At 62.8% G+C, this 23898-nt stretch carries 22 protein-coding genes; 3 read left to right on the forward strand and 19 right to left on the reverse strand.

Annotated features, from left to right (window positions below; genetic code table 11):
* Positions 1 to 441: 441 nt before the first annotated feature.
* The 9 genes from SR3_RS08520 to SR3_RS08560 all read right to left on the reverse strand — a co-directional run bounded on the left by SR3_RS08520 (position 442) and on the right by SR3_RS08560 (position 12577).
* Positions 442 to 1386 (reverse strand): toll/interleukin-1 receptor domain-containing protein, encoded by a 945-nt coding sequence (locus SR3_RS08520; protein ID WP_169805586.1) that lies wholly within the window; start codon positions 1384 to 1386, stop codon positions 442 to 444.
* A gap of 591 nt (positions 1387 to 1977) precedes the next feature.
* Positions 1978 to 4605, reverse strand: a complete 2628-nt coding sequence (locus tag SR3_RS08525) for an AAA family ATPase (RefSeq protein WP_068083722.1) — start codon at positions 4603 to 4605, stop codon at positions 1978 to 1980.
* Positions 4602 to 5711 (reverse strand): metallophosphoesterase family protein, encoded by a 1110-nt coding sequence (locus tag SR3_RS08530; protein ID WP_068083724.1) that lies wholly within the window; start codon positions 5709 to 5711, stop codon positions 4602 to 4604. Before SR3_RS08530 ends, SR3_RS08525 begins: the two co-directional genes overlap by 4 nt.
* A gap of 25 nt (positions 5712 to 5736) precedes the next feature.
* Positions 5737 to 6186 (reverse strand): DUF6527 family protein, encoded by a 450-nt coding sequence (locus SR3_RS08535; RefSeq protein ID WP_068083729.1) that lies wholly within the window; start codon positions 6184 to 6186, stop codon positions 5737 to 5739.
* Positions 6183 to 7355: a ThiF family adenylyltransferase gene (locus tag SR3_RS08540; protein ID WP_068083746.1), complete on the reverse strand. Its 1173-nt coding sequence runs from the start codon at positions 7353 to 7355 to the stop codon at positions 6183 to 6185. Before SR3_RS08540 ends, SR3_RS08535 begins: the two co-directional genes overlap by 4 nt.
* Positions 7330 to 7743, reverse strand: a complete 414-nt coding sequence (locus SR3_RS08545; protein WP_068083752.1) for a multiubiquitin domain-containing protein — start codon at positions 7741 to 7743, stop codon at positions 7330 to 7332. The genes SR3_RS08540 and SR3_RS08545 overlap by 26 nt, the downstream gene beginning before the upstream one ends.
* 82 nt (positions 7744 to 7825) lie before the next feature.
* Positions 7826 to 11239, reverse strand: a complete 3414-nt coding sequence (locus tag SR3_RS08550; protein ID WP_068083754.1) for a UvrD-helicase domain-containing protein — start codon at positions 11237 to 11239, stop codon at positions 7826 to 7828.
* Position 11240: 1 nt separating this feature from the next.
* Positions 11241 to 11801 carry a hypothetical protein gene (locus SR3_RS08555; protein ID WP_068083756.1) on the reverse strand — a complete coding sequence of 187 codons (561 nt, stop codon included), beginning with the start codon at positions 11799 to 11801 and terminating at the stop codon, positions 11241 to 11243.
* Positions 11798 to 12577: an RNA polymerase sigma factor gene (locus SR3_RS08560; RefSeq protein ID WP_068083759.1), complete on the reverse strand. Its 780-nt coding sequence runs from the start codon at positions 12575 to 12577 to the stop codon at positions 11798 to 11800. Before SR3_RS08560 ends, SR3_RS08555 begins: the two co-directional genes overlap by 4 nt.
* Before the next feature lie 418 nt (positions 12578 to 12995).
* Between SR3_RS08560 and SR3_RS08565 the strand changes: the two genes are divergently transcribed.
* Complete coding sequence (locus SR3_RS08565; RefSeq protein ID WP_157098718.1) at positions 12996 to 13334, forward strand: hypothetical protein; 339 nt, start codon at positions 12996 to 12998, stop codon at positions 13332 to 13334.
* A gap of 164 nt (positions 13335 to 13498) precedes the next feature.
* On the opposite strand, the gene SR3_RS08570 is transcribed toward SR3_RS08565, so the two are convergent.
* The 6 genes from SR3_RS08570 to traA form a co-directional block, all read right to left on the reverse strand.
* The gene (locus SR3_RS08570; RefSeq protein WP_157098719.1) at positions 13499 to 14014 is read right to left on the reverse strand and encodes a hypothetical protein; all 516 of its coding nucleotides are present in this window, start codon (positions 14012 to 14014) and stop codon (positions 13499 to 13501) included.
* Between the two features lie 44 nt (positions 14015 to 14058).
* A complete protein-coding gene (locus SR3_RS08575) occupies positions 14059 to 14391 on the reverse strand; it encodes a hypothetical protein (protein ID WP_068083767.1) in 333 nt (110 codons plus the stop codon).
* Positions 14378 to 15514 (reverse strand): hypothetical protein, encoded by a 1137-nt coding sequence (locus SR3_RS08580; RefSeq protein WP_068083771.1) that lies wholly within the window; start codon positions 15512 to 15514, stop codon positions 14378 to 14380. The genes SR3_RS08575 and SR3_RS08580 overlap by 14 nt, the downstream gene beginning before the upstream one ends.
* Before the next feature lie 653 nt (positions 15515 to 16167).
* Entirely contained in the window at positions 16168 to 16521 is a 354-nt protein-coding gene (locus SR3_RS08585) for a site-specific integrase (RefSeq protein WP_068083774.1), read from the reverse strand.
* Positions 16522 to 16605: 84 nt separating this feature from the next.
* Complete coding sequence (locus tag SR3_RS08590; protein WP_068083777.1) at positions 16606 to 17319, reverse strand: DUF6118 family protein; 714 nt, start codon at positions 17317 to 17319, stop codon at positions 16606 to 16608.
* A 78-nt stretch (positions 17320 to 17397) separates the two neighbouring features.
* Positions 17398 to 20484 (reverse strand): Ti-type conjugative transfer relaxase TraA, encoded by a 3087-nt coding sequence (traA, locus tag SR3_RS08595; protein ID WP_068083780.1) that lies wholly within the window; start codon positions 20482 to 20484, stop codon positions 17398 to 17400.
* A gap of 172 nt (positions 20485 to 20656) precedes the next feature.
* Here traA and SR3_RS08600 point away from each other — a divergent pair, with 172 nt between their 5' ends.
* Both SR3_RS08600 and SR3_RS08605 read left to right on the forward strand, forming a co-directional pair.
* Positions 20657 to 21004, forward strand: a complete 348-nt coding sequence (locus SR3_RS08600) for a conjugal transfer protein TraD (RefSeq protein ID WP_068083782.1) — start codon at positions 20657 to 20659, stop codon at positions 21002 to 21004.
* Between the two features lie 16 nt (positions 21005 to 21020).
* Positions 21021 to 21242 (forward strand): conjugal transfer protein TraD, encoded by a 222-nt coding sequence (locus SR3_RS08605; RefSeq protein ID WP_068083786.1) that lies wholly within the window; start codon positions 21021 to 21023, stop codon positions 21240 to 21242.
* 61 nt (positions 21243 to 21303) lie between these two features.
* On the opposite strand, the gene SR3_RS08610 is transcribed toward SR3_RS08605, so the two are convergent.
* From SR3_RS08610 to SR3_RS31810, 4 genes are all read right to left on the reverse strand, one after another.
* Positions 21304 to 21861 (reverse strand): hypothetical protein, encoded by a 558-nt coding sequence (locus SR3_RS08610; protein WP_068083789.1) that lies wholly within the window; start codon positions 21859 to 21861, stop codon positions 21304 to 21306.
* Positions 21862 to 21926: 65 nt separating this feature from the next.
* On the reverse strand, positions 21927 to 22820 hold the full coding sequence (locus SR3_RS08615) for a HEPN domain-containing protein (protein WP_068083792.1): 894 nt from the start codon (positions 22818 to 22820) through the stop codon (positions 21927 to 21929).
* Positions 22821 to 22893: 73 nt separating this feature from the next.
* Positions 22894 to 23583 carry a sigma factor-like helix-turn-helix DNA-binding protein gene (locus SR3_RS32410; RefSeq protein WP_245653829.1) on the reverse strand — a complete coding sequence of 230 codons (690 nt, stop codon included), beginning with the start codon at positions 23581 to 23583 and terminating at the stop codon, positions 22894 to 22896.
* Positions 23580 to 23898: zincin-like metallopeptidase domain-containing protein (locus tag SR3_RS31810; RefSeq protein ID WP_068083836.1), on the reverse strand; the 319-nt coding region annotated here is incomplete at its 5' end. The genes SR3_RS31810 and SR3_RS32410, both read right to left, overlap by 4 nt.

Genomic DNA, 23898 nt, shown 5'->3' on the forward strand with positions numbered 1-23898 from the left:
CAGTGGGAGCGTCCTTAAATTGATCAAGGGTGGGGGCGGATCCGGACTATGGTATGATCTATGCTGACTGTATGCCCGCCCTTGAATCTCACGCTTGTTGTCGAGCTTCGTCTCGCGTTTTGTTAGGTGCGCCGCCGGGGCGCTCACGCTTGAGGAGGTTCGTATCGCACGAGTTTGCTGGACCACTTCTCTTGAGAAGTGAATGGATGGTGCCCTGTTAAGGAGGCGATCGAAGGACTTGGAGGTCCGCTTTGTTAGCCGCGTCGATCGAAGCGGCATGGAACGTAAAATAGCGGGTATCGGCGTGAGTCGACATGCCCGGCACGGCATTGGAATGACGTATGTTGGTCGGGAGAGGCAGGCGGCTTTCAACCCAATCGGGGCGGTAAGCGGCCACTAAGAGCAGCAGCCGGCGCCTTCGGAAGACGCGGCGGCGGTTAGTCAGTCCTTCTTTTTAACTGCGGTAGTGACGACTTGAGTGATCATGCTGATCAATTGTGGATCAATTTGAGCGACGTCTAACTGAGCAAAAGCTGACGAACGATCAATATTCCAGTTTGCAAACACCTCTTTCAGTTCGGTCCAGGTGACGCGATCTGGAAAAGCGTTGAGATAGAAGCGTCCGAACATAATGGCGTGAATTCGGTCAGATGCCTTCAACGCTTCGGTAGTGTAGGATTTTCCGAGGGAGAACGCGTATCGTGAGCAGGCACCGAGAAAGCCGACCACGACCACGTTCACGACGACAGCGCGTGCCAAACTGAGCCAGTCGCTCGAGACGGATGCATGCGCGACGAATGTCCACAATGCGACCGCAATGCCTGACAAAAGGGCTAAAAAGCCGGCCGCGTACCAGCCGCGTGCCGCGCACGCATTTCGGCGTTTGATCGCGTCCTGCGCCTTGATGGCCTCATCGATATATTGTGGGGCATTTTGTTTGATACGCGTCGCCGCGACTTCTGCTTTGACCTCCCGCGCAAGCGAAAGTCCATGCTGGCTCGAAATGCTTTTCGAGATTTCAGCCACAATAGCATCAACATCGCGATCGGAGGCAAACAGGATCTGAATGTCTTGGAGCACGAGCGGAACTTCGACTTGGTCGATCGCGATCGGAATCACCAGTGGTGTGCCGGTAGCACCAGCAAATGCACGCGCGGCGCCCAGTTCCATCATCGTGTAGGCTGAAGTTGGTGTATTATGAGACAGTAACGTCAAAAATACGTCAGCGCTTTTCAGTCCTTCGTCTAATGTCGAGCGCCAGTCGCGACCGGCGGTCAGCACGTCATCGTCAACCGTGATCTCGTGACCCTCCTGCTTCAGGCGATTGACTAATGCTCGCATGAAATCACCGTCTTTGCGGCTGTATGACACGTAGATTTTGGCCATTTGCTTTCTCCCCTTCTGCGCGCATACGATGGGCCGGGTCGGTTTGTCGATTCCGAAGGTTGACCGGTGTTCACAGCCCATCTTATGTCCTGCTGAGATGCAAGAGAGGCGAACGTCGAACTTCGGCTCCTGATATCCTGCTGTTCGGGACGTCGCATGCAATTGTCAGGAACGAACCAAACGCTACCAATCAGAGCCAAAATAGCGGAGGGTTAGGATCAGCCCCTGTTATTACCGTTATTGCGGCGCTACCGCCGGAGGAGCATTCATTGCTGCCAATGCCCGCTTTCGGCGCGGGCGGTCGTCCCCGCTCGCTGATTGTAACGACGTGATTTGGTCGCCTGCTGCCGGAAGCGAACGTGGCATCGTGGGACAAAGCGGCCAATCCGGCTGGGCAGCTCGAATGTCCGGTCCTCCTCGGATCCCGAAGTTCGCCGGCGTAGCCTCTCGCGTTCCCCAAAGGAGCAGGCCTGGCCGGTGACGGTCAGGCGGTTTTTGACTTCGGATCACGGAGAGCTGACATCCAGCAAGTGGAAATTGAGCCATATCCCGGGATCTGCTTACGGCGAAACGGCAACGAGGCTCCACTCTCTACAGCGCTATTCGATTGCCCTCGAGATGCCGAAAGGCCCGCTCGCGGCAGGTAAAAAGGATTACCTGCATTCGCTCAGAAGCTTCGCCCAGCAGCGTGGTCATGGCGTCCAGACGCGCATCGTCCGAATAGACCAGCGGATCGTCGAGGATCAGCGAAACGGGGGCGCCGCGATCGCGGAGGAGATCCGCGAAGGCGAGACGGGTCAGCACGGCGAGCTGCTCCTGGGTGCCCCTGCTCAGCGTGGCGCAATCCTCACGCTGGCCGGCGCGAGATACCGTCGAAAGCGCGAGACCCTCGTCAAACGACAGTTCGCTGCCCGGCAGGATCCTCTTCACGTAGGCGGACGCCCGGCGCGTGACCGGGCCGAGGAAGCGTCGCGCGGCCTCCTCGTGCGCATCATGGAGACGATCCTGCAGCAGCTTCAGTACGGCGGCCTCGCCCGCAAGCCGATCGGCCACCTCTGCAGCAACCGCCTCCTCCTGCACGGCATCTGCGAGCAGGCCGGTGAGCCCCTTGGCACCCTCGCCGTTGATCAGCAGCTCGAGGCGAAGGATCGCGTTTTTGAGCTCGGTGCGGCGCTGCTCCGCCGTCTGCCTCGCGCGGTCGATGCTCTCGATCCGCTTCTGGATGGCGGCCTCTTCGAATGCCGAGGCGTTGCGCTCGGCCTCCGCGAGCGCATCGTCGGCACGGGCGAGCGTTTCCGTGGCTTCTTTCGAAGCCGCCCGGGTGTCTTCGGCCGGCGTCCGGAACTCGGCCTCCTCCAACCGCTTCGACGCACTGACATGATCCGCGTCGGCGGTCGCCTGAGCCAGCGTCAGGGTGCGGTGACGCCCCTCGAACTCCTGCAGCGCGTCCTCCGCCACCTCATGCGCGATCTGGGATTTATCTTCTTCCTCAACGGCTTCACGAGCCTCCTTCTCAAGCAAAGCCAGGTCCGGCGCTTTACCCTCATCCGCTGCGGAGCCGGCCGCAGGGATGTCGAGCGCCTTGAGGGCATCTGCCCCGGCGACCAATGCGATCAACGGATCGGCAGCGCAGAGAGTGGCGATCTTGAGGCGGATCGCCTCCAGCGACTGTCCGGCGATCCTCGCCGCCTCGACCTGACACCGCGCATCCGCCGCATCCGCAACACCGGCCGACGCGAGCGCATCAGCAAGTCGGTCCATCGCCGTCTCGTACGCCGCTGCCACCGAACCGGCACCCGTCGATGGGGGCTTCACCAGAATGGTGGCGTGGGTGCCGACGTCAATCCTTGTCTCCCGCGTGGCGTCGACGGCACCTTCGACAGCCAATCCGTCAACATGCACAGCGATCCCGTCGTGACGCTCGATCTCGATCCGCGTCGCGCCCGCATCGAGCGCGGCCTTCGCCACGACAACGTCGCGCTCCAGATCCTCAAGGCGCTTGACAGTAGCGGCATCGATGCCCGTCTTCGACGCCGGCTCGAGCTCGGCGACCGCCGCCTCCAGCTCCACGAGGCTCGCGCGCCGGTCCGAGGCGTGCGCGTAGGCTTGCCACTTTGCCGCGGCGTTCAACGCTGACCGTCCCTGCTCCAGAGCCCGGGCGGTCCGCTGGCGATGCGTCCGGGTGAGCGCGAGGGCCGAGCGCGCCTCCTTCTCCGTCCGCACCACCTCGGCGCGCTCGTCCTCGACGGCCAGCACGGCGTCGTCGGCCACCCGCTTGGCCTCGGATGCCTCGGCAGCCTTCGCCTTCGCGCCATCGAGACGCTTCAGGGCATCCTGCAGACGGATCGATTCCGCCTTCGCCACCTCATGCTCGGCCTTCCTGGTCGCCAGGCGCTCGCGCGCGCTCCTCGCAACGTCGAGATCCTTGACCAGGCGCTCGCGCAGCGCGGCTTCCTCGGGGTCCGCCACATCGCGCTCGACGATCCCCAGGCGCATCCGCGTGTCCTCCAGCTCCGCGAGATGGCCTTCATATTCCGAGTTGCGCTGCCGCGCTTCGACAAGGCGCGACCGTGCCACTGCCAGCTCGGCGTTGGCGGCCGCAAGGCGCCCGGTCGGCCTCCCAGTCGAAGTGCAGAGCTCGCCATAGGCATCTGACACACGCTTTCGCACGGCGTCGAAAGCCCGGCCGCCGACGACCGTGCCGACCTCGGCCTCCAGAGCGGAGTGGACGGTCTCCCGGACTATGCGGCCGGGCGCCTCGAGCCCGAGCGCCGACGCCTGACCCACCCAGAGAAGCCCGAGGGCGCCGAGCGTGTCCGCATCGAACGAGCGCGTGCTGCCCTTCTCGAAGCCGAGCAGGTGCTGGAGGCGCTCCTCGGCCTCGTCGCTCGTCATCCGCGAACCATTCGGCGCGGTGAGCTCGATCTTATGTCCCTTCAGGAACTGCTTGGTCAGGTGCCATCCCTCGCCGGCCACCGAGAAGGTCACCTGCACCAAGGGTGCCACGTCGTCACCAATCGGGCAGTAGGACCGGGTCAGCTCGGTCTTCGCGGAATGGCGCATGAAGAAGGCGCCCCGCAGCGCCTCCAGCACGGTGGACTTGCCCGTCTCGTTCGGCTCGACGACGACGTTCAACCCCGGAGCGAGGCCTTCGATCGTCCGCCGCGTGCGGAACTTGCGGAAGTTCTCAAGCTCAATGCGGGTGATGACGAGACTCATGCCACGTCTCCTGCGCGAATGGTCTCAACGTACAGGCGTTCCAGCGCCCTCGCGGCAATCGCCGCGTCGGGTCCGTCGGCATCGCAGTCGGACTGCAGCAGCCGCGCCGCTGCACCGAGCGTCCCCTCGACGCTCATCGCGGCGAGATCGTCGGCCGTCGGCCGGCCAAGCAGCTCGCGAGCGTCGATCTCGCACCAGCGCAGCGTGTCGGTAAGGTCGCCCTCGGCTTCTGCGATCGCGGCCGCGCGGTCGGCGATGCTGAGTGCGCCGACCAGCTTCAGCCTTAGCAGCGTCCTGACGGGGTCGAACCCGGCCTCTAGGCTGGCGCGCGCTGCGGCGAAGTCGGTGGCCGTGTCGACGCGCCAAGTCTGCTCGGGCCAGTGGAAGCGCCCGGTCTCGATCCGCTCCACGCCGGGATTCGATCCGGAGGCCAGCTCGACGAGCACGATCGATCCCACCTCCCGGTCGAACCGGTCGGTCTCGGGCGTGCCGCTGTAGCAGGTGCGGCCACCGATCATCTGGAAGCCGTGCCAGTCGCCAAGCGCGAGATAGTCCAGGCCCGAGATCTCAGCCCGGTTCGGCGGCACGAGGTTCGTTGCGTCGCCCTTCTTCTCGAAGTCGACGATCGAGCCGTGCGCGAGACCTATCCGGATAGCGCCCGGCGGCGTGGCCATCTCGGTCATTGCCTCGGTCGAATCCTCGCGCGTGTGCCGGAACTCGAGCGGCGCGGGTAGCACCCATGCGCCGTCCGCGAACTCGACCGGCTCGGGCCGATCGAGGATGCGAACGTTGGGCGACATCTTGGCGCGAACGCGGTCCCAGAGGCCGCCCGCGCGGGCGTGGTCGTGGTTGCCGGGCATCAGCCACCATGTGCAGGCCGCTCGCGACATCCGCGCCACCGCTTGCACGATCTCGCGATCGGAGGGGCCGGTCGTGTCGAAGACGTCGCCGGCGACCACCACATGGTCGACCCCCTTCTCCCGCGCGATCCCGCCTATCGCGTCAATGGCGTCGAAGCGGGCGTCGGTCAGGGCAGACCTGACCTCGGGCGTGAACCGGGCGAAGGATTTACCCAGCTGCCAGTCGGCCGTGTGGATGATACGCATTGCAAAATCCTTTTCCTCTATCCGATCAGCCGAACAGCCAGCGCTTTAGACGCCCGAGCCACCCCTGAGCCGGCATCGCCGGAACGGGGGCGGAAGTGGGCGCCTCCACCACCTCGGCCGACATGTCGGCGCCGCCGTAGTAACGTGCCTTCGTGGCGCGATCCCGGGCACGCTCGGCCGCCACCTCCTCTTCCGACCACGGCCCCGCCTCGATCACCCGGCCCCGCCGGATAACGTAGTGCGAGCGGCAGGCAAGGTTCCAGTTCCCCACGGAGGGGTTCAGGGTCACCGCCTCGCCGTCGTACACCAGGTGCCAGTCGGTCGGGGTGAGAGGCGTCGTCACCTCCTCGCCGCAGCCGCAGGCGCAGCTGTGCGAGACCATGCCGTACTCCATCGAGATGTACAGCACCCCCGGCTCGAGCTTCTCGGGGATGTTCCGCATGAAGCGGTGCTCGAGTTCGTTGTGGATGATCATGAGCAATCCCCATTGATCAGCATGTTGCCGTCGGTGGTGTACGTGCTGTGATGCTCGCGCTCCAGATCGCGGTAGAAGCCCTTCAGCTTCTTCCACTTGATCACCGCCATGATAGCGTTGAGCGCGTTCAGGTCGGCCACCTGAATGTTCGAGGCGTACACGTCGCCACCCGCGTCGGCGAAGTCGATGCGGCCGGAATGGACGTGCTCGCGCTGGCCCGGCGTACTGGCCGTGACCCGGAGGATCCCGCCCAAAGAACCATCGTCCAGCTCGAGGCCCATGCCGACGTCGACGAAGGACGCGCCGATCGCCTCCAGCTTCTCGATGACGGCGCGCCGGGACGGGCCGTCGTCGATGCAGACGAACGCGAACGTGACGCCGTCGAGGAGGCTGGCGTTGGCGGCCGAAATCGCTACCGCGTTGGGCCGGATGCCCCGGTGCATGCGCGAGTAGATCGCCGCAAAGTGATCGACCTTCAGCGGCACCTCGCGGAGCTCGTCGAGCGACGGCGAGCCGGGAGCCCGGAACGCGTTGTGCTGGAGAAGCTCGTCCGCGTCGAAGAGCCGGATCTCGCGCACCGGCGTCTTGGCCACCTGGTCGAGCACGTAGCTCCCCGAGCCGCCCAGCCCGATGATCGCGATCACATCCCCGGCGAGGCGATCGGCGAGCGCGCCGATGCCCGCGCGGGCCGAGGCGGTATCCATGAAGTTAAACACACTCTCCTCCTCGGGCTCGGGCTCCGCGTACGGCCGCGCGTTGACGCCCGGCTGGATCGTCGTCGCCGGCCCCGAGATGACCGCAACGTAGGTCGTCATCTTGTGGTGGTAGTCAGCATAGCCCTCGAGCGGCTTGTTCGAGAAGCCGTGGCGGGCGGATAGGCCGTGGCCGAGATCGACCGTCCGGTCCTGATGGCGCAGGGCAGCGATCGGCGTGCCGTCGGGGTTGCAGGGATAGCTCCCGTCCCACCAGATCGTGTGGACGTCCGGGCGACAGGTCACGTCGCCAGCCATCACGAGCGTGGAGATCAGGGTGCCGAACTGGACCTGGCGGTTGCCGTCGACATAGGGCACCCCGCGCAGGATCAGGAGATTCCCCTTGATCCGCACGGAGTAGCCCTCGTCGCGGAGCCGCTTCAGGTCAGCACTAAGACTGAACGGTCCGGGTGACATTGAAGATGGTTCCTTCCTTGACGTGGACCTCACCGCGCGGGCCGAGCTCGCCGGAGTGAGGAACGGAGGCGGCGTGGCGGTAGGTCATCGAGTAGACGTAGACTTGGCCAGGCGGCGGCGGGGTGGTGCCGGCGAAGGCCAGCTCCACGATCTGCTCGAAGATCACCTTATCGCCGGGCACCTTGCGCTCGCGCGAGTTGACGATGATGTCGGTCTCGCAGTGGCGGGCCTCCTCGAGCTCTTGGATCGCCTCCTCCAGTTCATGCTCGGCACGGTGCTCGGCGGTGCGGGCGGCCTCGAGATCGTGCTCCGCCTTGTGCATGTCCGCGATGGCGCGGCCGACCGGATCGCAAGCCGGCAGGTCGGGAGGCAGTTCGTTGTCGTGCATCGTATTCGTCCTTCATGATCGGCGAGCCTCTCGGGCTCCCATAAGGACAATCGATGCTGCGGAACGTCGCCGGTAATGCCGCTCAGGAAAAAATTTCGAGGCCGCCGACCGGCACCGGACCGCACACGAAGAAGGCCGGACATCCGGGGCATGTCCGGGCCACCGGCTTCGCTGGGAAGAGGCCGGTGCGGATCTCGCCGAAGGCGTCCTGCAGAGACCGGCAGCGATTTCCCATCATCACCGGCTTTAGCGCGAGATCGGTCTCGGCGCCGTCGGTTAGATGATGGAGCCGGGCAATCGTGCCAGGTCCCTGCGCCTCGGCAGCGAGGAGATGCGCGGCCGCCACCAGGTCGTCGTCGTCCTTGGTGCGCTTCTTGCCAGTCTGGATCCGCGCCAGCACCGGGACCTCGCCGTGCCTCGTGCGAAGCTCGTCCGCCCGCACGACGAGCTCGTCGCCGCCCATGTCGATCGATATGCGCGCCGGGCGCTTGACGGTCCATCCATCACGGGCGACGAGGAAGCGCGTCACCATCGACGCGGCGATGCGGGCGAAATCGGCGCGGTAGCCGTGCTCTCCGAGCCCCTGCTCGACGCAGGCAACATCGCATGCGGAGAGGATGGCAGCGGGAGTGCCAGCGTCAAGCGCCATCTCGCCCCTTCCCACCGAAGCAACAATCGACCGAACTGCTTCATGCATGAGCATGAAAGGGGTCATCGTCCGCCGGCCGCCCGAGCGGAGAACACGGGTGTAGAGGAAGCGGCGCGGACACTTGGCGTAGAGCGAGATCTCGGTGGCCTCGTAGCTCAGCCGCCCGCCATTCGTGACGATGATCGGCGGCTCCGCGACGCCCACCACAGCGGTGGCGCTGGTCTCGATCCGTCCGATCGTACCCTTTAGATCGTCAACGAAGGGCGAGACATCGCGCCGCTTGCCGTCGCTCGTTTCCTTCGCCGCATAGATCAGCAGCCGGTCGCGCGCTCGCGAAAGGGCGACGTAGAACAGGCACTCCTGCTCCTGCACTTGCCCGGAGCGGAACAGCGCCGCCGCATCACCCTCGCCCTCCTTCACGAGACCTTCAGGCGGCAGGCAGGCAGGGAGCTGGGGCGTACGCGGCAAAGAATTTTTGTTCATACCGATGAGGTGGACGACCGGAAATTCGAGCCCCTTCGACCCGTGGATCGTCATCAGCCGCACGCCGTCGAGCTCCTGTGCCGCAGCCGGTAGCTGCCGCAGCTCCCGGTCGTCACCGAGCCGCACGAGGCGACGAATCCGGTCGAGGAGGCGCTGAATCGGGAGACCCTGGCCTGCCGGCTGCACACGCAGGAAGTTCATGAACTGCCACACCGCCATCGCGCCGGTGCGGGCACTGACGTCGGTGCCGGAGGCGAACCTGCGGCCTACCTGGGATCGGTCGAGGATGAAGGCCGCCAACACCCGCCACGGGGGCGAACCCTCGTCGAAGCCGTCGAGCACCTCGGCCAGCGCGCGGAGCGATGCGCCCCCCTCCGCGGAGACAAGCGTCTCGAGGGTGGCAAGGTGGACGCGCCAGCGGTCAGGCTCCGCTTCGCCCTTCTCCTCGCCAAGCCGCTGGAGGACCGCCGCCACGTCGGCGAGCGGCATGACGAAGTCCGCCGACGCCGCCAGCCTTATGAGGCCCATCGCCCTGTCGTCGACCAGGAGGGACAGCAGCGAGAGCAGGTCCTTGACCTCCGGCCGCTCGAACAAGCTGCCGAGGAAGAGGACGGGCACGTCCATCGCCTCCAGCTCGGCCGCGACCTCGGCCAGCCGCTCGTTGCCCGAACAGAGGATGACCTGTTCGCCGTAGCTGAAGCCCTCGCTCCGCATCCGCTCGACCGCCTCGGCGACAGCGGCCGGCTGGTCCGCCGTCATGCCGAAGCGGACGAGCTGCGGAGCGTGACCGAGAGATCCGCGCGCGGCAGCGAGCGACGCGTCGCCGTCCACCACCTTCATCTTCGCCGCGAAGGTAGAGAACGCGTCCACGATCTCCCTTGAAGAGCGATAGTTCTCGGTGAGACGCCCGCGGACGCCCTCGGCGAAATCCTCCGAGCCAAACCGGCTCATGTTGAACGAGGAAGCGCCCCGGAAGCGGTAGATCGACTGCTTGGCGTCACCCACCGCCCAGAGGCCGCGGCCGGCGGGCTTGAGCGCGGTGAGCAGCCTGATGCTGCTCCGGTTCACATCCTGATACTCGTCGACGAGGATGTGATCGTAGGTCTGTTGAAGGTCGCCGCGCGCCTTCTCGTCGCCTTCGAGCAAGCGGACGGGGATCGAGACGAGATCGCCGAAATCGATCGCCTGCCTCGATTGCTTCAGATGTTCGTACGCCTCGTAGACCAAGGCGACCTCGGCCGCCTTGTCGGCGAGAATCCGGGCCTCATCGCTCGATGCCTCCTTGTTCATCGCTTCCGCGAGCCGGGCGTACTCCTTGTAATCGACAACCTCGTCCTTCGCCCGCGAGATGGCCGAGATCAGGTCGCTGATGATCCGGGTGGGATCCAGATGGTCCCGATAGTGGACGAGCTTGAGACGGGGAAACTCGTGCTCAAGGAGTTCGACCGCCTCGGTCCTGTCCAGCATCCGCGGATCGTCGGGCAGCTCGAGCCGATCATGAAAACGACGGATGAGGTCGAGCCCGAAGGCGTGGAACGTCCCTATCCACATCGCGGCCGCCGCCTCGGGATTCACCAGCGCGATGCGCTCGGCCATCTCGCCCGCCGCCTTGTTCGAGAAGGTCAGTAGCAGGATGCGGCGCGGATCGACGCCGTCCGCGAGCAGACCCTCGACCCGGCCCACCAGCGTCTGCGTCTTGCCGGTCCCCGGCCCCGCCTCCAGCAGGAAGGGTGGCCCGCGATGGGATGCGGCGGCCGCTTGGTCGACGTTGAGTGGGCGCTTCACCACCTCACCCCGCGCCACTGGCTCCACCCTTGGCAGCAGCAGCGCGTCGAACAGCTGCTGGGCCACGAGATCGAAGGGCGCGACGAGCCGCGTCATGATGTCGCTCGCCGTCATGCCATCCTCGACGAACAGCTTCCGCGCCACCGATCTCGGCAGGAGCAGCTCGCGCGCGAACAGGTCCATCTGGACCTCGCGGCGCTGCCGCCTGCCGTAGTCCGCTAGGCTCTGATCGATGCCGTCGGCGGCGGCCTCGGCCGGGCGGGCGAGATCAACCGTGTTGACCACGAGCTCGTCGGGATCGTCTCCGAGAACGACATGGCCTATCTCGTGCGCCACGAGGAACGCCTCCTCGAACGGCGTGCCGCAGCTCTCGTGGAAGATGAGCCGCCCCTCGGGATCGAAGCTCGCCCGGCCGCCGTCGAGCATGTCGAAGCCCGGAGCGACCCGCTCGACTGTCAGACCCTGCCGCGCGGCCTCCGCCAAGACGAAGGCGTAGGGATCCCACGGATCATCGCCGAGTGCCACTGCGGCGGCGTGGAGGTTCGCGGCGGTCTGCCGCCCGAGCTCGCCCGCGTCCATGTCATTCGTCCGAACCGAGCAGCTCAGCCCGGTCTGCCTCCGACACGAGCGCGTCGATCAGGATCTGCTCGAAGCTCACCTGCCCGCCCGCGACGGGCTTCGCGTCCGCCTTGAATGCGCGCGCCACCTTGGGCGCCGGCACGGCGAGACCGGCACGCAGCTCGTCGACCGTCGTCTCGAGCGCCGCGGCGAACCGCCGCATGAACCGGTCCGGCACCGTGGTCAGGATGATCCTGCACTCGCGGAAGGCCAGCACGACCGTCGACGGCACCCGGAGCAGCCCTGGGAGGGCGGCTCGCTTCTCCCTTGACAGACGGGCGAGCGGGTTGGCGACGGCGCGCGACGCCGTGGCCGGAGCGCCCGCGAGGAGGCGGCCAAGGCGTTCGATGTCCTCCGCCGGCATCGCCTCCTCGGCGGCGTCGATCGGACGCGATATCTCGCGCGACAGGTCGATGAGCGCGTTCGCGTGCTCAGGCCAGCGACGCAGATAGCGCTCCAGCGTCTCCCGATCGTGCACCGGTTCGACCGCGTACTCCATGAGGATCTCGTCCCGCTCAGTCATCGGCCGGCCCCCTCGAGCGCGCGCCTCAACGCGGCGAACGCCTTGTCGCGATGCAGGCGGATAGTCTTCTCCGATCTCCCGAGCGTCTTCGCGATCGTGATTGCGTCCGGATTCTTGGAATCGATGGGTATGTCCTGCCGGAGCATTTCGATGATCCTGATTTGTTCCTCTGGTAGTGCCTCAATCGCCGCATCGAGGCTCAACCGGTAATTTTCCTCGTGAATTTTCTCGAACGGGTCGAATTCCCCCACTGCCTCCTCAACCTCGGCCGAGATCTCGCCGGGCCGCTCAGGATTCTCGAGCGGCATGCTACGACGCTCGTTCCGCCAGGCGGGCTTAGAGGCATCAAGGCGGCGGGACGCCATTGCACCGTCAAAGCTCACTTCGAAATAGTCGAGAGCCTCGGAGTAATCCTCCCGATCCTCCGAGATAAGCTCCATGAAGCCGCCCTCGACCTCGTCACGTACCGCCATCTTCACCTCGGACTGGTTGCCGGCGATGTCGACGGTCTTCGGGATGCGGTCGCGAACCCGTTGGAGAAGCAGCGGCCAGAGCCGGTTGAACCAGACGTCAGAGTTGTCGAACTTGCAGGCCCGGACGAGATACACGAGACATTCGCTGGGAACGCGCTTGGGATCGCGCATCGACCTGATGGCACACCGGCGCAGCTGCTCCTCCCGATCGAGCGAGAGCAACTCGGCAAGGATCACCTCGTGCGTGTCGCGACGGTGGTAGAGCTCGCCGCCCTTGTTTTTTTTCCGAAGTGGAGCGATCAAGCATGGTCCCCGTTAATTCCCCCAACATTACCATACCGTAGTGTTCTGGAAAAGATCAAACTGGTCGGAATCCGCGCAACCGCTCCCAACTCGGCGGCACCAACCTTGATAACGCTTGCCAGCCTTCTGGCGGGACCGCGGACGTTAAGAGAGAAAGACTTTCAGCGCGAGTAGAAAACGGGTACTTTAAAGAAGGAATGCTGCCGAAACTAGAGGCTGTTATGGACTTATGAGTTCGAATAGATTCAAATGATTTGAAATATTCATATCATGGGCTGTCAAAGCGGGACATGCGCCGCATCGGTAAGCTCTGCCTGCCCCCATTCTACCAAACTCGGTTTTCACCGCGATTGGCCGATCATTTGTTGGCTTCGATGGTACGCCATATCTGGTCCACACGATCTTTGAGCTTCCGCTGATGCTGGAAGGCCGCAAGCCTCTGGCTGTGTTTGGAGGTGGCTATCCTTCAGACTGGTTCGACGAATTTCTCGCGCCATTCGAGCCTTTTGTGACTTCTAGACAGATCATCCGCCGGATCATCGACACCCCCATGGCCCATCTCAAGGAACGTCGCCCTGACCTTGAAGGAATAAGAGATGTCTACTTCGCACTTCCCGGTGAGGAGTGGCGCATCGATGCGTATATCGACAAAATCAGAAATCGGACACGCGATTGGGAGATGAGCTGGAGCGTCTCCAAGGCTCATTGCTTGGCTACGAGGATTGGCAAAATGACTGGTGGATCGAGCAACGCGTAAAACGCCGGGATGCTTCAACCAGATAGCGGCCTTCGCCGGATGGTTACCCCGATCACTGCACGGTGCTGGAGGTTTCCCGTATCTGCGGGTGCTGATCGCCGAGCTAGGGCTGGTGTCAGGTCAGATAGCATTCGAGGTATGGGTCAAAAAGGCAAAACACCATTTCATTGAGAAAATGACTTATGCCATTCAGTGACCTGCTTAATTTTCTCATTAAGCCCTTGGCTTATCTGCGAAATCAACGGGGGGATGCCCTTCAGATGGTTTCGTATATCGGGCGCTTGCGCAAAGTCCCCTGTTGCCTCAGCCAACAACGTAATCAGGCGATCCCATGTAGTCTCACCTAAAACTGACGGCCCATAAGCAAAATTGGAAGGGTTCTGCCAGTCCGTTCTGTCGAGCTCAGCCAGGAGAGAGCTATGCGCTTCCACCAACGCCCGCCCCTCGTTGTTGATTCCTTCGATTAGCGGGTCTGTCTCATGGGCACCAATAGTGAGTACCGTTAAACGACCGCTGCAGGCCTCGAGCAGACGTACACAACGCAGCAATTCAGTTCGTTGGGTCTTCCACTCGTCAAAGGCAACGCTATCGCGCCTGATTTCCCGCGCGACACGGTTGGTATAACCCCTATTATGCAAATTCCAAAAAATGGTGATCAGGATGCTTGTTACGCTCAGCACCCATGTCCCGATATCCTTAGCCGTTACCCCTCCATCGGCCATCGTTAATGAATGGCCCCAAGGTCACGAGAAGTCAGGACGGCCGAAAGCCCTCGCTCGATTTGCTGAAGAACGCTTGGCGGAGCGATGAACTCGAAATGCTGGAAAAATTTTTCCGAATCATTGCCGCTTGCCTGAACGCTCTGGCCAAAAAGCCCTTGGAAAAACGATGGTGTAAGCGAATATACGTAGTCTGGCACAATGACGCGCACCGGCGCCTCGGCGAGATCAAACGCGTCTAGGTGATACATTTTCCGAGCGGCAAGGCCGCGAAGGCGTCCGCTCAGGTTTTGCACCTTGCCACCGCCGGTGAGCTCCGTGAGGTCAATTGTGTTCATGGTCATTTTCCGACTCCGCATTTGCGGCCAGATAGTGGGGATCGAGAGTGAATGCTACACTAACAAGGGTCCCGGCGAAATGCTCCGTAAGGTCTGACACCATCAACGGATCTGGCGGATCCAAAGCACTGTTCGACGCATTGCACCATAGCAGGCGAGGCGAGGTCGCACCCTCCTTTCTCTTACCTGGAATATAGGGCGGCCGAAGAGAAATGCACGCCCGGCCTGAAATTACCGCAATCACGGGCTCTCTGCCCTCTATTCCAATCCCGCCAAGTGTGTGAACAAAATCGAAAACGTCCTGCAAGCCGGTACCTCCAGATCTGGCGGCCCGCGCATTCGGATCACACGTGATGGTATCCTGAAGTGCATACACCGTTGCGAGCGTCTCTCTAGAGAGACCGCAGCCTGCATGCGTCGAAATATAATTGTCCATCGCTTCCCGGATCTCGGAAGCAGCGCCGGCCATGCTCTCTGCGAAAGATCGTCCGACGCTCAAAAAGGAAAGATAGCACCGAAGGACGGGTTCTCCAGCCTCCTCGCGTTTGACCATAAAGCCTGTCGTCGCCCAGTCACCATCTTCGGAGCCAGCCTGACTATGGCGCTCCGCATTGCACAGCAACTCACCGATAATGCCAGCGATCCAACCCTTCCCTTCTTGGGTCAGTTCCCGATCGATTTCGGGGATACCGATCCATTCATTCACGGCAACGCAAAAACGATCAGCGGCCTTTTCTCGAGCTTGTGGGTCGAGATGAACGCTCGCAGACTGCGAGCTTCCCGAAGGCCTTCTGCGCTGAAGCGGGAAGGCCCATACGTCGCTATGGGTAATCGCGCCTTGATCGATCGACTTTCTGTCTACCGCCTTCAGCGACATCTTGTTATGTCGTCCGACCCCAGTAGCATCCAGCACCTTCTGGATTGGTTTATGCATGCGGCCACCCATAAAAATGGGCGCTATCGTGGGCCAGATTTCCGCAAGAACCAGATATGCGCCCGAATCGAGGCAGTAAGGATCATCAAAATTCAAATAGGCCTCAAGCGCTCGCCCCTCAAGCTGACCGATTGTCTTCAGGCTGCGCAAAGTCTGCTCAGCATGCGTCAGAAAGGAGAAATCCTTCAAATCAAGGGCAGACGACTTTTTGGATACAGGCCTGCGCAGGATACTGGTCCAAGATGCTTCGCGTCCAGGAATCAGACGATCTAGGATCGGGGAAGGCCGATATCTCGCCAGCAATACGTCTTTACCGAGAGTATGCCTCGGCTTCTTCCGGATACGCTTGAGCACCCGACGAGAAAAATCCCGTGCGTGCCGGTCGGCCGCCTTAGCATCTGCGCCAGCGCCGGCATTCCGTCGAATTTTAGCACGAAGGCGCCTTAATTCCTCACGGAGTAGGCGCTCAGCCTGAACTTCGCTTTCATTCGTCCAACCTTGGGACCAAGCTGATCCGAAGAAGGAAGACAATTTACGCCTAACAGCACTTCCACGGAACTTCAAAATTGCCCCCAAATCATAACGCTACGGCCCACCGTTTGCAGAGATGTTTTATTTCCCATGCAAACGGTGGGCGTGAAGCCTCGTCGCTCGCTCGGGCCTTGCCGTCAACCGTATTTGCCCAAGTGGCCAAATATTCCTCCCTGCGGCTGCGAGCCACGGTGTGCCAATCCGGCGCATCGGGAAAAGCCTTCGGCCGCGAAGATAGGTCAGTTCATTGCCCACTTGCATTCGAGCCTGCCCTAAAAAGCTCTAAGCACACGTCACACATTACTGTTTGCTTACCCTCTAACTCTTTGAAGCATGAGAGCGTTTGCGTGCGACGCCGGCGCCAGCTTCCGCTCATACCGCAGCGCCGTCGCGGTAAAGGTCCAGCGTAACGCCTGAGCGATCGGCCCGGCATCTTCGCCACTAGCGAACAAGTCCTGAGTTAACCCGACGCGCAGCGAATGGGTGCTGAGCGTGGCGATCGCGGTGTCGAGTTCAGGCCCAGTCAGCATCACCAGATGCTCGGCGGCGGCACGCCACGCGGTGCACTTGATGATCAACCGCACCGCCGCCGGGGTCAGTTGCTCTTCGCCCAGCATCAGCGTGCTGGTTGCCAAAGCCGGCTGTGGCGCGGCCTCGCCGCGCATGCCAGGAGGCAATCGCCAGACATAGCCCGGGGGCGCCCTCAGCTCCTCAAAGCTGCCCTTCCGGATCGTCCAACAACGCGGTCGCTAAACCGGATCAACCGTTTGCGGACCAATCTGGATTTTACAATCCACCAGACCCTTGATTCTTAGCGCTTCCGCGTTGCAATCGGCCAGGTTCTGGGCGTTGTCGCGATAAACGTTGATGGCTCGCACAATGCGCTGCCACTCCGCTGGATCAGCGACCTGTAACAGGCGAACACCAGCTTGCCACTTCTTGAGCCCAAGCATTTTTGCTGCGCTGGCCTCGGGCCAGTGCCAGCTCTCCGGCGCTGCCCTGTCGATCCATCCCGGCAAGCATTCCCCAAAGATCAGGCCAACCAACAGCGCCGCTGCTGCACTCCCCGCAATCCAGTTGCGCTGAACCCTGAATATCAGAGCCGAAGCAACCATTTTCTCGATGGACTGAGCCGCCCGCTCAAGCCTGGTCTGGACGTTGCCCCATGCGTCATGATCGGCCTGCCGCACGTCTCGCGCCGCTTTTTCGATCTGCCGGGCAATCTCCTCCGGCGTCAGTTTAATCGCTGGCTTATCCGCCAATCTGTGGGCGGCCTCCCGCACCCTTTGGAAGCTCTCATTGATTTTCTCCAGATCCGGCCCGTAGTCGCGCCCATGCAACTCCTGCTGCCGGACGGCAAAGCCATCCATAGCCGCCGTCAGCCCGGCGAGCCGCTGCCCGATGGCATCGAAGGCAAGCTCCAGTTGATCAGACTCGGGCGAAGGGGAAGAGGATTCGGTCATGGGAAACAGACCTCCGATGTGAGGTGAGAAGCGCGATCGGCATCCGCCTGGACTGACGAACGCCGCGCGCCGGCAAGCCTACATCCCGATGCTGATCCCCCGCGAGCGGCCCAACCACTCCTGGAGGTCCTGAGACAAACTTCCGTTCTCACGAGAACTCAGCCCTATGAGCCGCCTCTGTTCGCGGAGCAGCGACTCGATCTGCGGGTCGCGCTGGAGCTGCTTGGCCATATCGCGCATACCGGCGCGGACGCGCTCGGCGCGCTCCTCATACCCGTCTCGCTTGAACGCCTGAAGCTTCTGGGCACGGCTGTTCCACTCACTGGCAAAGGCATCGGCGCGAAGCTGCGGATTGGTCCGCAGTTCCGCTTCCAGTTGAAGCTGGCGGATCGTGTTGGCGGTGCGGCCATTGGCCGCTTCGCTGACCAGGGCCGGGTCTTTGGAAAACGCCGCATCAAGATCGCGGGCGCCCTGCGGCTGCAATACATCCAGCACCTCGGTTGCCCGCGCCCTTTCGGCCTTCTGCATTTCCAGCGGGGCAAGGCCCCGCTCCGCCATGCGGGTGATCTCGCCAACGGCCTTAGCATACCGCTCGACAGCCTTGCCCAAGGGGTCTTCCTGAACCTTCGGCTCGGGCGCCGCCAGCTTCCCCAGCTTCAGCCCATCAAACCGCCCGCGTGCCGGTGGCGGCGGGGCTGCCGGTTCGACAGCAGGCGCGCGCAACCGCAGCCCGTCGAAACGCCCACGCGGCTTCTCGGCTTCGGGTGGCTTGGTAGGCTCTGGCCCAGCCTTCTCGGGACCAGGCCGCTCCCTGGGCGGCGCCATCTTATCGAAGGCCTCGCGAAACTTCTCCGGCATCGCCTTGCGCAGCATCTCGACGATCCGTTCGCTGACCGTGATCCCCCGCCGCTCGGCATAGGCCTGCGTGGCATTGGTCGCCGCTTCCGCCGTGTTTCCGCTGACGTAATCCGTGGCCATATCCTTCGACCGATCCCGACCCAGCCGATCGGCCAGTTCGCGCCGATCGGCGAAGTCATCTCGCCCGTAATGCAGCTCTACCCCATCGCGATGGCGAGACAGGGCAACATAGGAACCATGGGCATCCAGACCGGGCGTGGCCAGCACATGGGTACGGTCCACCGTCATGCCCTGTGCCTTGTGAATGGTGGCGGCATAGCCATGATCGACATGGGCATAATCCTTCAGATCGAAGGAGACGGATCGCCCATCATCCAGCCGTGCCGTCATGCCCGTTTGGCTGACCGCCTCGATGGTCGCCAGCGTGCCGTTCTTGACCTCAAGGCTCCGCTCATTTTTGAGGAACATGATGCGGTCCCCGGTGGCGAAGCACCGTTCTCCGCGCTCGACCTTGAGGGCAACATCGCCGCCCAGCTCGCCAGCGCTGCGCAGCCTACCCCGCGCCGCCTCATTGAGTTCGTGGACCTCGGCATTGGTGTGGGTGAGGATGATCCGGCTCGCCTCCGGGCTGGCCTGCCGCTGGGCGTCCCAACGGTCGATCAGATCGACCCGCGCCGCTTCGCGGGTTTCCGCCGCATGGACATGATCCTTGCCCGCATAGGCCTCGATCGCGGCATCCACCTTGCCCGTCGCCAGATCGCGGGTGGCCTGGCGCTGCCAGTCTTCGCGCTGACGCCGAACCTCGGTGATCTCGACGCCGCCATGCCGCTCGTGAATCGCGCGGAAGGCCGCGCCCGCCTCAATGGCTTGAAGCTGTTGCGGGTCGCCAACCATCACCAGCTTGGCCCCGGCCTCGGCGGCATGAGCGACAACCCGCTCAAGCTGGCGGGTGCCCACCATCCCGGCCTCATCGATCACCAGCACATCACGGGAAGTCAGCAGATCATAGCCCTGCTTCCAGCCGTGCTCCATGCTGGCCAGCGTGCGCGAGGCGATGCCCGATCCGCTTTCCAGATTTTCCGCCGCGATGCCGGACAGCGCCGCGCCCCGCACAGTGTAACCGGCTTCCTCCCAGGCCTCGCGCGCAACACCCAGCATCGCACTCTTGCCTGCGCCCGCTGTGCCGATCACCACGCCCAGATCCTTGGCACCGGTGACATGGGCCAGTGCATCAGCCTGCTCGCCCGATAGCACCAGATTGCGCTCGCTGGCGGCGCGGGCAAGCGCGCCGTCCCTCGCCGCATCGCTTACACGATGGTGTTCGCGCTGCGCCATCGCTTCCACCGCCCGGCGCAAGCGCTCCTCCGTCTCGATCATCTCCTTGCTGGTGAAGCGCTCCTGCCCCGATGCATCGTGGCCCAGCTCGACCAGCTCGGGCGAGCCTTTCACCGATGCCATCACCGCATTGAACTGATCCAGCCCCTCGCTGTGGCGATGGACGAAGCGCGCGAGATCGCGGTTGGTGAAGGTGGCCTGCTGGTGGGTGATCGCCTCCAAAGCCAGCTCAGGGTTGGCGATCAACTTCTCGCCATTCTCCCGTGCAATGCGCAGATGATCCTCGGCCCGGTCGCTCTCCAGCCCTTGCCCCTGCATGCGCTGCCCGGCGGCGCCGATCTTGTGCTGGGGCTCAAGGTCGATACCCTGCGCTTCATAGCTGCGGTGATCCACGCTGGCATCGATATCCAGCTCGGCCAAACGCTGGTTCACATGATCAGCCCATGCTTCGCGCCAATGGGTCAGAAGCTCCGTCCGGTTCCAGTCGCGCACCTTGGCGCCGAAGGTGATCTCGCCATTCTCGTCGGCGCGCACTTCCCGCATGGTCAGCATCACATGGGCATGAGGTTTGGGATTGCCGTCCTCCCCTATATCCCAATGGACATTGAGATCGGCGATCATGCCCCGGTTCACGAACTCGGCTTTCACGAAGTCACGGGCCAGCGCGATGCCCTGCTCCTGATTCATCTCGCGCGGAATGGCGAACTCCACCTCGCGGGAGAGCTGGGCATCCTTGCGCAGCTCGGCGGCTTCGACAGCATTCCAGAGCTTTTCCCTGTCCTGCCATTCCTCGTTGGCGCCTTCGGGCAGCAGCACTTCGCTGTGGACCACGCCTTGCTTGTTGGAAAAGTCATGGGTGCGGCCCAGGCGCTCATCGTGCAGGCGGCCCGCGCAGCGGTAGGCGGCGGCGGCCAGGGCGGAGGAGCCGCTGGCGCGGGAGATGACCTTTGCGGAGAAGTGGTAGATCGCCATAGCGGCATACCATCTACACCCTGAAGCGCACGTCGGCACGACGTATAAGCGCGCCCTCCAACCCTTTGCGGATTTTCGGGATCACGTGGTCTCAGGGGATTTCAGCAACTTGGCATCGCTTGCGGCAAGGGATAGCTGGTCTGTCCGTTTCCCTCAAGGAAGGACCGACTCGATGCGTAAACCCCGCGATTTCGATGCTGACCTCAAGGCCCTGGAAGCCCGCGCCAACCAGCTCAAGACCCGCAAGCAACAGCAGCTTGGCGAGCTGGTCATTGCCACAGGGGCTGACGCGCTGCCAATCGAGGAGCTGGCGGGCGTTCTGCTCGCCGCCGCTGCATCCACCCGCACCCCACCCAACGCCACCGACCGCCAGATGCGGGAGGGCTGGCGCAAGGCGGGCGCGGCCTTCTTTCAGCGTGGGACGAAACCCGCAGCATCTGGCGCTGATCGCGGTGATGGCGGCGCAGCGCCGGTCGGCCCAAGCGCTCAACCGGTTCAAGGCTCAGGCGGCGCGGCATGACACCCGCGAATGGCAAGTGAACCGCCGCGAGAGAACGCGCCATTTGATTGAGCTGGGCGGGCTGATCATTAAGGCCGGGCTGGTTGAGCTGGCCGAGGATGATCGCGCAGTCCTGCTTGGCATCATGATGGAAGCCGCCGCTCGGTTGGGTGGTAGCGACCGAGAGCAGGCGCTGACGTTATGGCGACGGCGGGGACAGCGGGCTTTCGCGCTTGATCTCGACAAGAGATCGAAATGAGCAGACGAGCGACAGATTGGAAAGCTGCGCACCGAACCGAGCGGGCCATTAAAGCGCCCACTTATAGTTCTGCAAATGGCTCGACGTGCCTGGCTTGCGGACAGGCATGATCGACAGAATCAATCCGCACAATTTCCTTTCGGTCATATGCCTGACTGGTCACGAAAAATATGCGCACCTTGCTATCGGGATGAACCACACCGCCATTGGCTTCGACCAGGTGATAGCCCGGCCTCTCCTCCCCGGCTCCGTAATCAAAAGCGGTGCCAGCAACACTACACGCCTCGTTCCCGAGCGTCGTTTTCGTGCCAGTCGGTACGCCCGGCCGAAAATAGGCGAGGCAGCCCTCAACCTGCCCGATTTCCGCATGCTGAACAGACGCTCGAACGGCCAGAACATCCCGGAAGTCATAGGGTATCATGATGCAGACGAAAACCATCCACAGCCCGGCGAAAATCGCCATGGACTTCCTCTTCTGCCAGCCAAACCGTCGCGCGGCGATCGCGAATGCCACAACGCCGATACCGACCAGCAGAAAGATGGCGTAGAACCCATAGGCGGGCTGGATGCGCTCGGGATGCGCAGTCAAATCGAAGACTGTTCGATAGGTGGCGATCATGCCTCGACATATTGCACAGATCAGCGGTCAGCAATGCTGCCGAAGCTGACCGCGACAATGACAGCCTATTCGGCTAGCCGTTTCCGGCACACTTCCTCGACCAGACGCTGCAACTCGGCCACGCGTTCGGCAGCGTAATGCAGCTCTTCCTCGGTGATGACATAGGCGGGCGAGTAGCGCGCATTCACATAGGCTTGTCGCAGTAGTTCATAGCAGCGGCGGCTCATGCGCTCTTCGCGCGGCCATGCAGCGATCAGCTCAGGCGCGACCTCCTCCGCATGGGAGCGAAGGAAGTTCAACTTGTGGGATTTGGGCGAGTAAAGCGACAGCACCAGAAGGGTGCAATGGTAGAAGCGTTCAACAGACTGATGGAGTTGGAAGGCAGCTTCTTTTGACCGGCCCTTAGAAGCCGCATAAACTGCCGTATCGAGAAAACCAGCCGCACTCGGAAACCACTCGTCGAAGTGCTTCTGCGCCTCAACCTTGGCCTCTTCGGGCGGCAGATGGCATGGCTGGGCAAAGCAAAAGCCCTCCTCATCATACAGGGCAATGCCATCGCGCACGATATCGACGAAGAAGGGCCGCCCACGCTCCAGCTGATAGTTCACATCCTTGAGCGTATGGACGATCAAATTAACCGGCGCCGAGAGGGTGTTGAAGATCGTCATGTCGCGCATCAGCCGCGATTCCGCCGCCGACCAGAACTCAAAGTCTGCCAGCCGCTCGTCGCTGACTATGATCAGGATGTCATAATCGGATTTGTAACCGCCGACCGGATCATCCACCCAAGTGCCGCGCGCATAGCTGCCATAGAGCACGATCTTGAACAGCCGCCCTTGCTTCTTCCATGTCTGGGTGGCGGTGGCATGGACGGCTTCGAATTCCTCGAAGAGCACACGCACGATATGGGCCAGCTCACGCTGCTTTTTGGCCGGGAGATGGTCGAGTTCCGTGCGCATGGATCGAATCCTAGCAATTCAACGGTTTTGCGCAACCTTGCCCGACACGAGAGCCGGGCAAGGCCGCATCAGATCACCACAACCAGCGCCGCCACCAGTGCCGGTGTGGATCGCGAAGGTTGCGGTCCAGATTGTAGAGAGCCCTGGCGAAAAGCTTCATCACCTTCTCGGCGGACATGCCGATCTTCTCCCCGATCTCGGCATAAGACAGATAGTCGATCCTGACAGAGAGAAGCACATCCTGCTCCAGCCGCGACATACGTAGCAACGCGTTTTCCAGTCGCGCGATCGTTGCAGCATCAGGCGGGGGGCCCTTGGCAGGCCGCTTCGGGGGCACGCAGCTTGCCCTGACCCGTTCATAAGCGCTCCTTGACCGCACACTCATGCGCAGACTGGCCCTAATCGTTTCCAGATCGGCGAGAGGGAGCGCCGCAACGTACTCGCGCCATTGCTCCAGGCCCGAACGGGTGTGGTGCAAATGCTCAAGAGCCTTGGTGAACTGCCGCCTCACTTGCTTTCGCGATAGGCCGGTCTGTCGGCACATATCTTCCATGGAGAGTCGATGAAAACGCCAGGCAATGAAGATGTCTCGGGCCAGATTTGACATGCCCGCGAAAATCGCATCCGATTCCTCATGGCTCGGTGGTCCATCATTGGATGCCGCTTCAAAACCGCTGCCCTCCACAATAGCGTTTTGATCCAAAGGCTCGCCACCAGCGGGCCCAACAGAATCGGGTTTGTCGCCCGTGCCCGCGCCACTCATGCCACCTCTCCCGCATCAGCCGCAGCATCGGTGCCGGACCGAAACGCCAACAGGAAATCAGCCGCCTTGCTGGCCTGACTGGCCGCACGGAAGATCGCCCGATTGTCGCCCTTCAGCACCTCCAGCCAGCACGCGATGTAGTCGGCGTGTCGAACGGTCGGCACGATGCCCAAGGCTGCGCAGGTGAAAGCGCTGCACATCTCCGCGACCAGCTCCTCTCGCCCGTAGGAGACAGTGCCGAAACGCCCGGTCTGATCGCGATCCAGCCGGGAGGGATGCCCCGTCCAATGGCCATTATGCCGATATCGGCATAAG

It is taken from the genome of Novosphingobium rosa NBRC 15208, assembly GCF_001598555.1.
Lineage (GTDB): Bacteria > Pseudomonadota > Alphaproteobacteria > Sphingomonadales > Sphingomonadaceae > Novosphingobium > Novosphingobium rosa.

Bases quoted from the DNA above. Each gene is read 5' to 3' on its own strand.
- SR3_RS08520 (WP_169805586.1), bottom strand. From the start codon at position 1,386: ATGGCCAAAATCTACGTGTCATACAGCCGCAAAGACGGTGATTTCATG.
- SR3_RS08525 (WP_068083722.1), bottom strand. From the start codon at position 4,605: ATGAGTCTCGTCATCACCCGCATTGAGCTTGAGAACTTCCGCAAGTTC.
- SR3_RS08530 (WP_068083724.1), bottom strand. From the start codon at position 5,711: ATGCGTATCATCCACACGGCCGACTGGCAGCTGGGTAAATCCTTCGCC.
- SR3_RS08535 (WP_068083729.1), bottom strand. From the start codon at position 6,186: ATGATCATCCACAACGAACTCGAGCACCGCTTCATGCGGAACATCCCC.
- SR3_RS08540 (WP_068083746.1), bottom strand. From the start codon at position 7,355: ATGTCACCCGGACCGTTCAGTCTTAGTGCTGACCTGAAGCGGCTCCGC.
- SR3_RS08545 (WP_068083752.1), bottom strand. From the start codon at position 7,743: ATGCACGACAACGAACTGCCTCCCGACCTGCCGGCTTGCGATCCGGTC.
- SR3_RS08550 (WP_068083754.1), bottom strand. From the start codon at position 11,239: ATGGACGCGGGCGAGCTCGGGCGGCAGACCGCCGCGAACCTCCACGCC.
- SR3_RS08555 (WP_068083756.1), bottom strand. From the start codon at position 11,801: ATGACTGAGCGGGACGAGATCCTCATGGAGTACGCGGTCGAACCGGTG.
- SR3_RS08565 (WP_157098718.1), top strand. From the start codon at position 12,996: ATGCTGGAAGGCCGCAAGCCTCTGGCTGTGTTTGGAGGTGGCTATCCT.
- SR3_RS08575 (WP_068083767.1), bottom strand. From the start codon at position 14,391: ATGAACACAATTGACCTCACGGAGCTCACCGGCGGTGGCAAGGTGCAA.
- SR3_RS08585 (WP_068083774.1), bottom strand. From the start codon at position 16,521: ATGCGCGGCGAGGCCGCGCCACAGCCGGCTTTGGCAACCAGCACGCTG.
- SR3_RS08590 (WP_068083777.1), bottom strand. From the start codon at position 17,319: ATGACCGAATCCTCTTCCCCTTCGCCCGAGTCTGATCAACTGGAGCTT.
- traA (WP_068083780.1), bottom strand. From the start codon at position 20,484: ATGGCGATCTACCACTTCTCCGCAAAGGTCATCTCCCGCGCCAGCGGC.
- SR3_RS08600 (WP_068083782.1), top strand. From the start codon at position 20,657: ATGCGTAAACCCCGCGATTTCGATGCTGACCTCAAGGCCCTGGAAGCC.
- SR3_RS08610 (WP_068083789.1), bottom strand. From the start codon at position 21,861: ATGATCGCCACCTATCGAACAGTCTTCGATTTGACTGCGCATCCCGAG.
- SR3_RS08615 (WP_068083792.1), bottom strand. From the start codon at position 22,820: ATGCGCACGGAACTCGACCATCTCCCGGCCAAAAAGCAGCGTGAGCTG.
- SR3_RS32410 (WP_245653829.1), bottom strand. From the start codon at position 23,583: ATGAGTGGCGCGGGCACGGGCGACAAACCCGATTCTGTTGGGCCCGCT.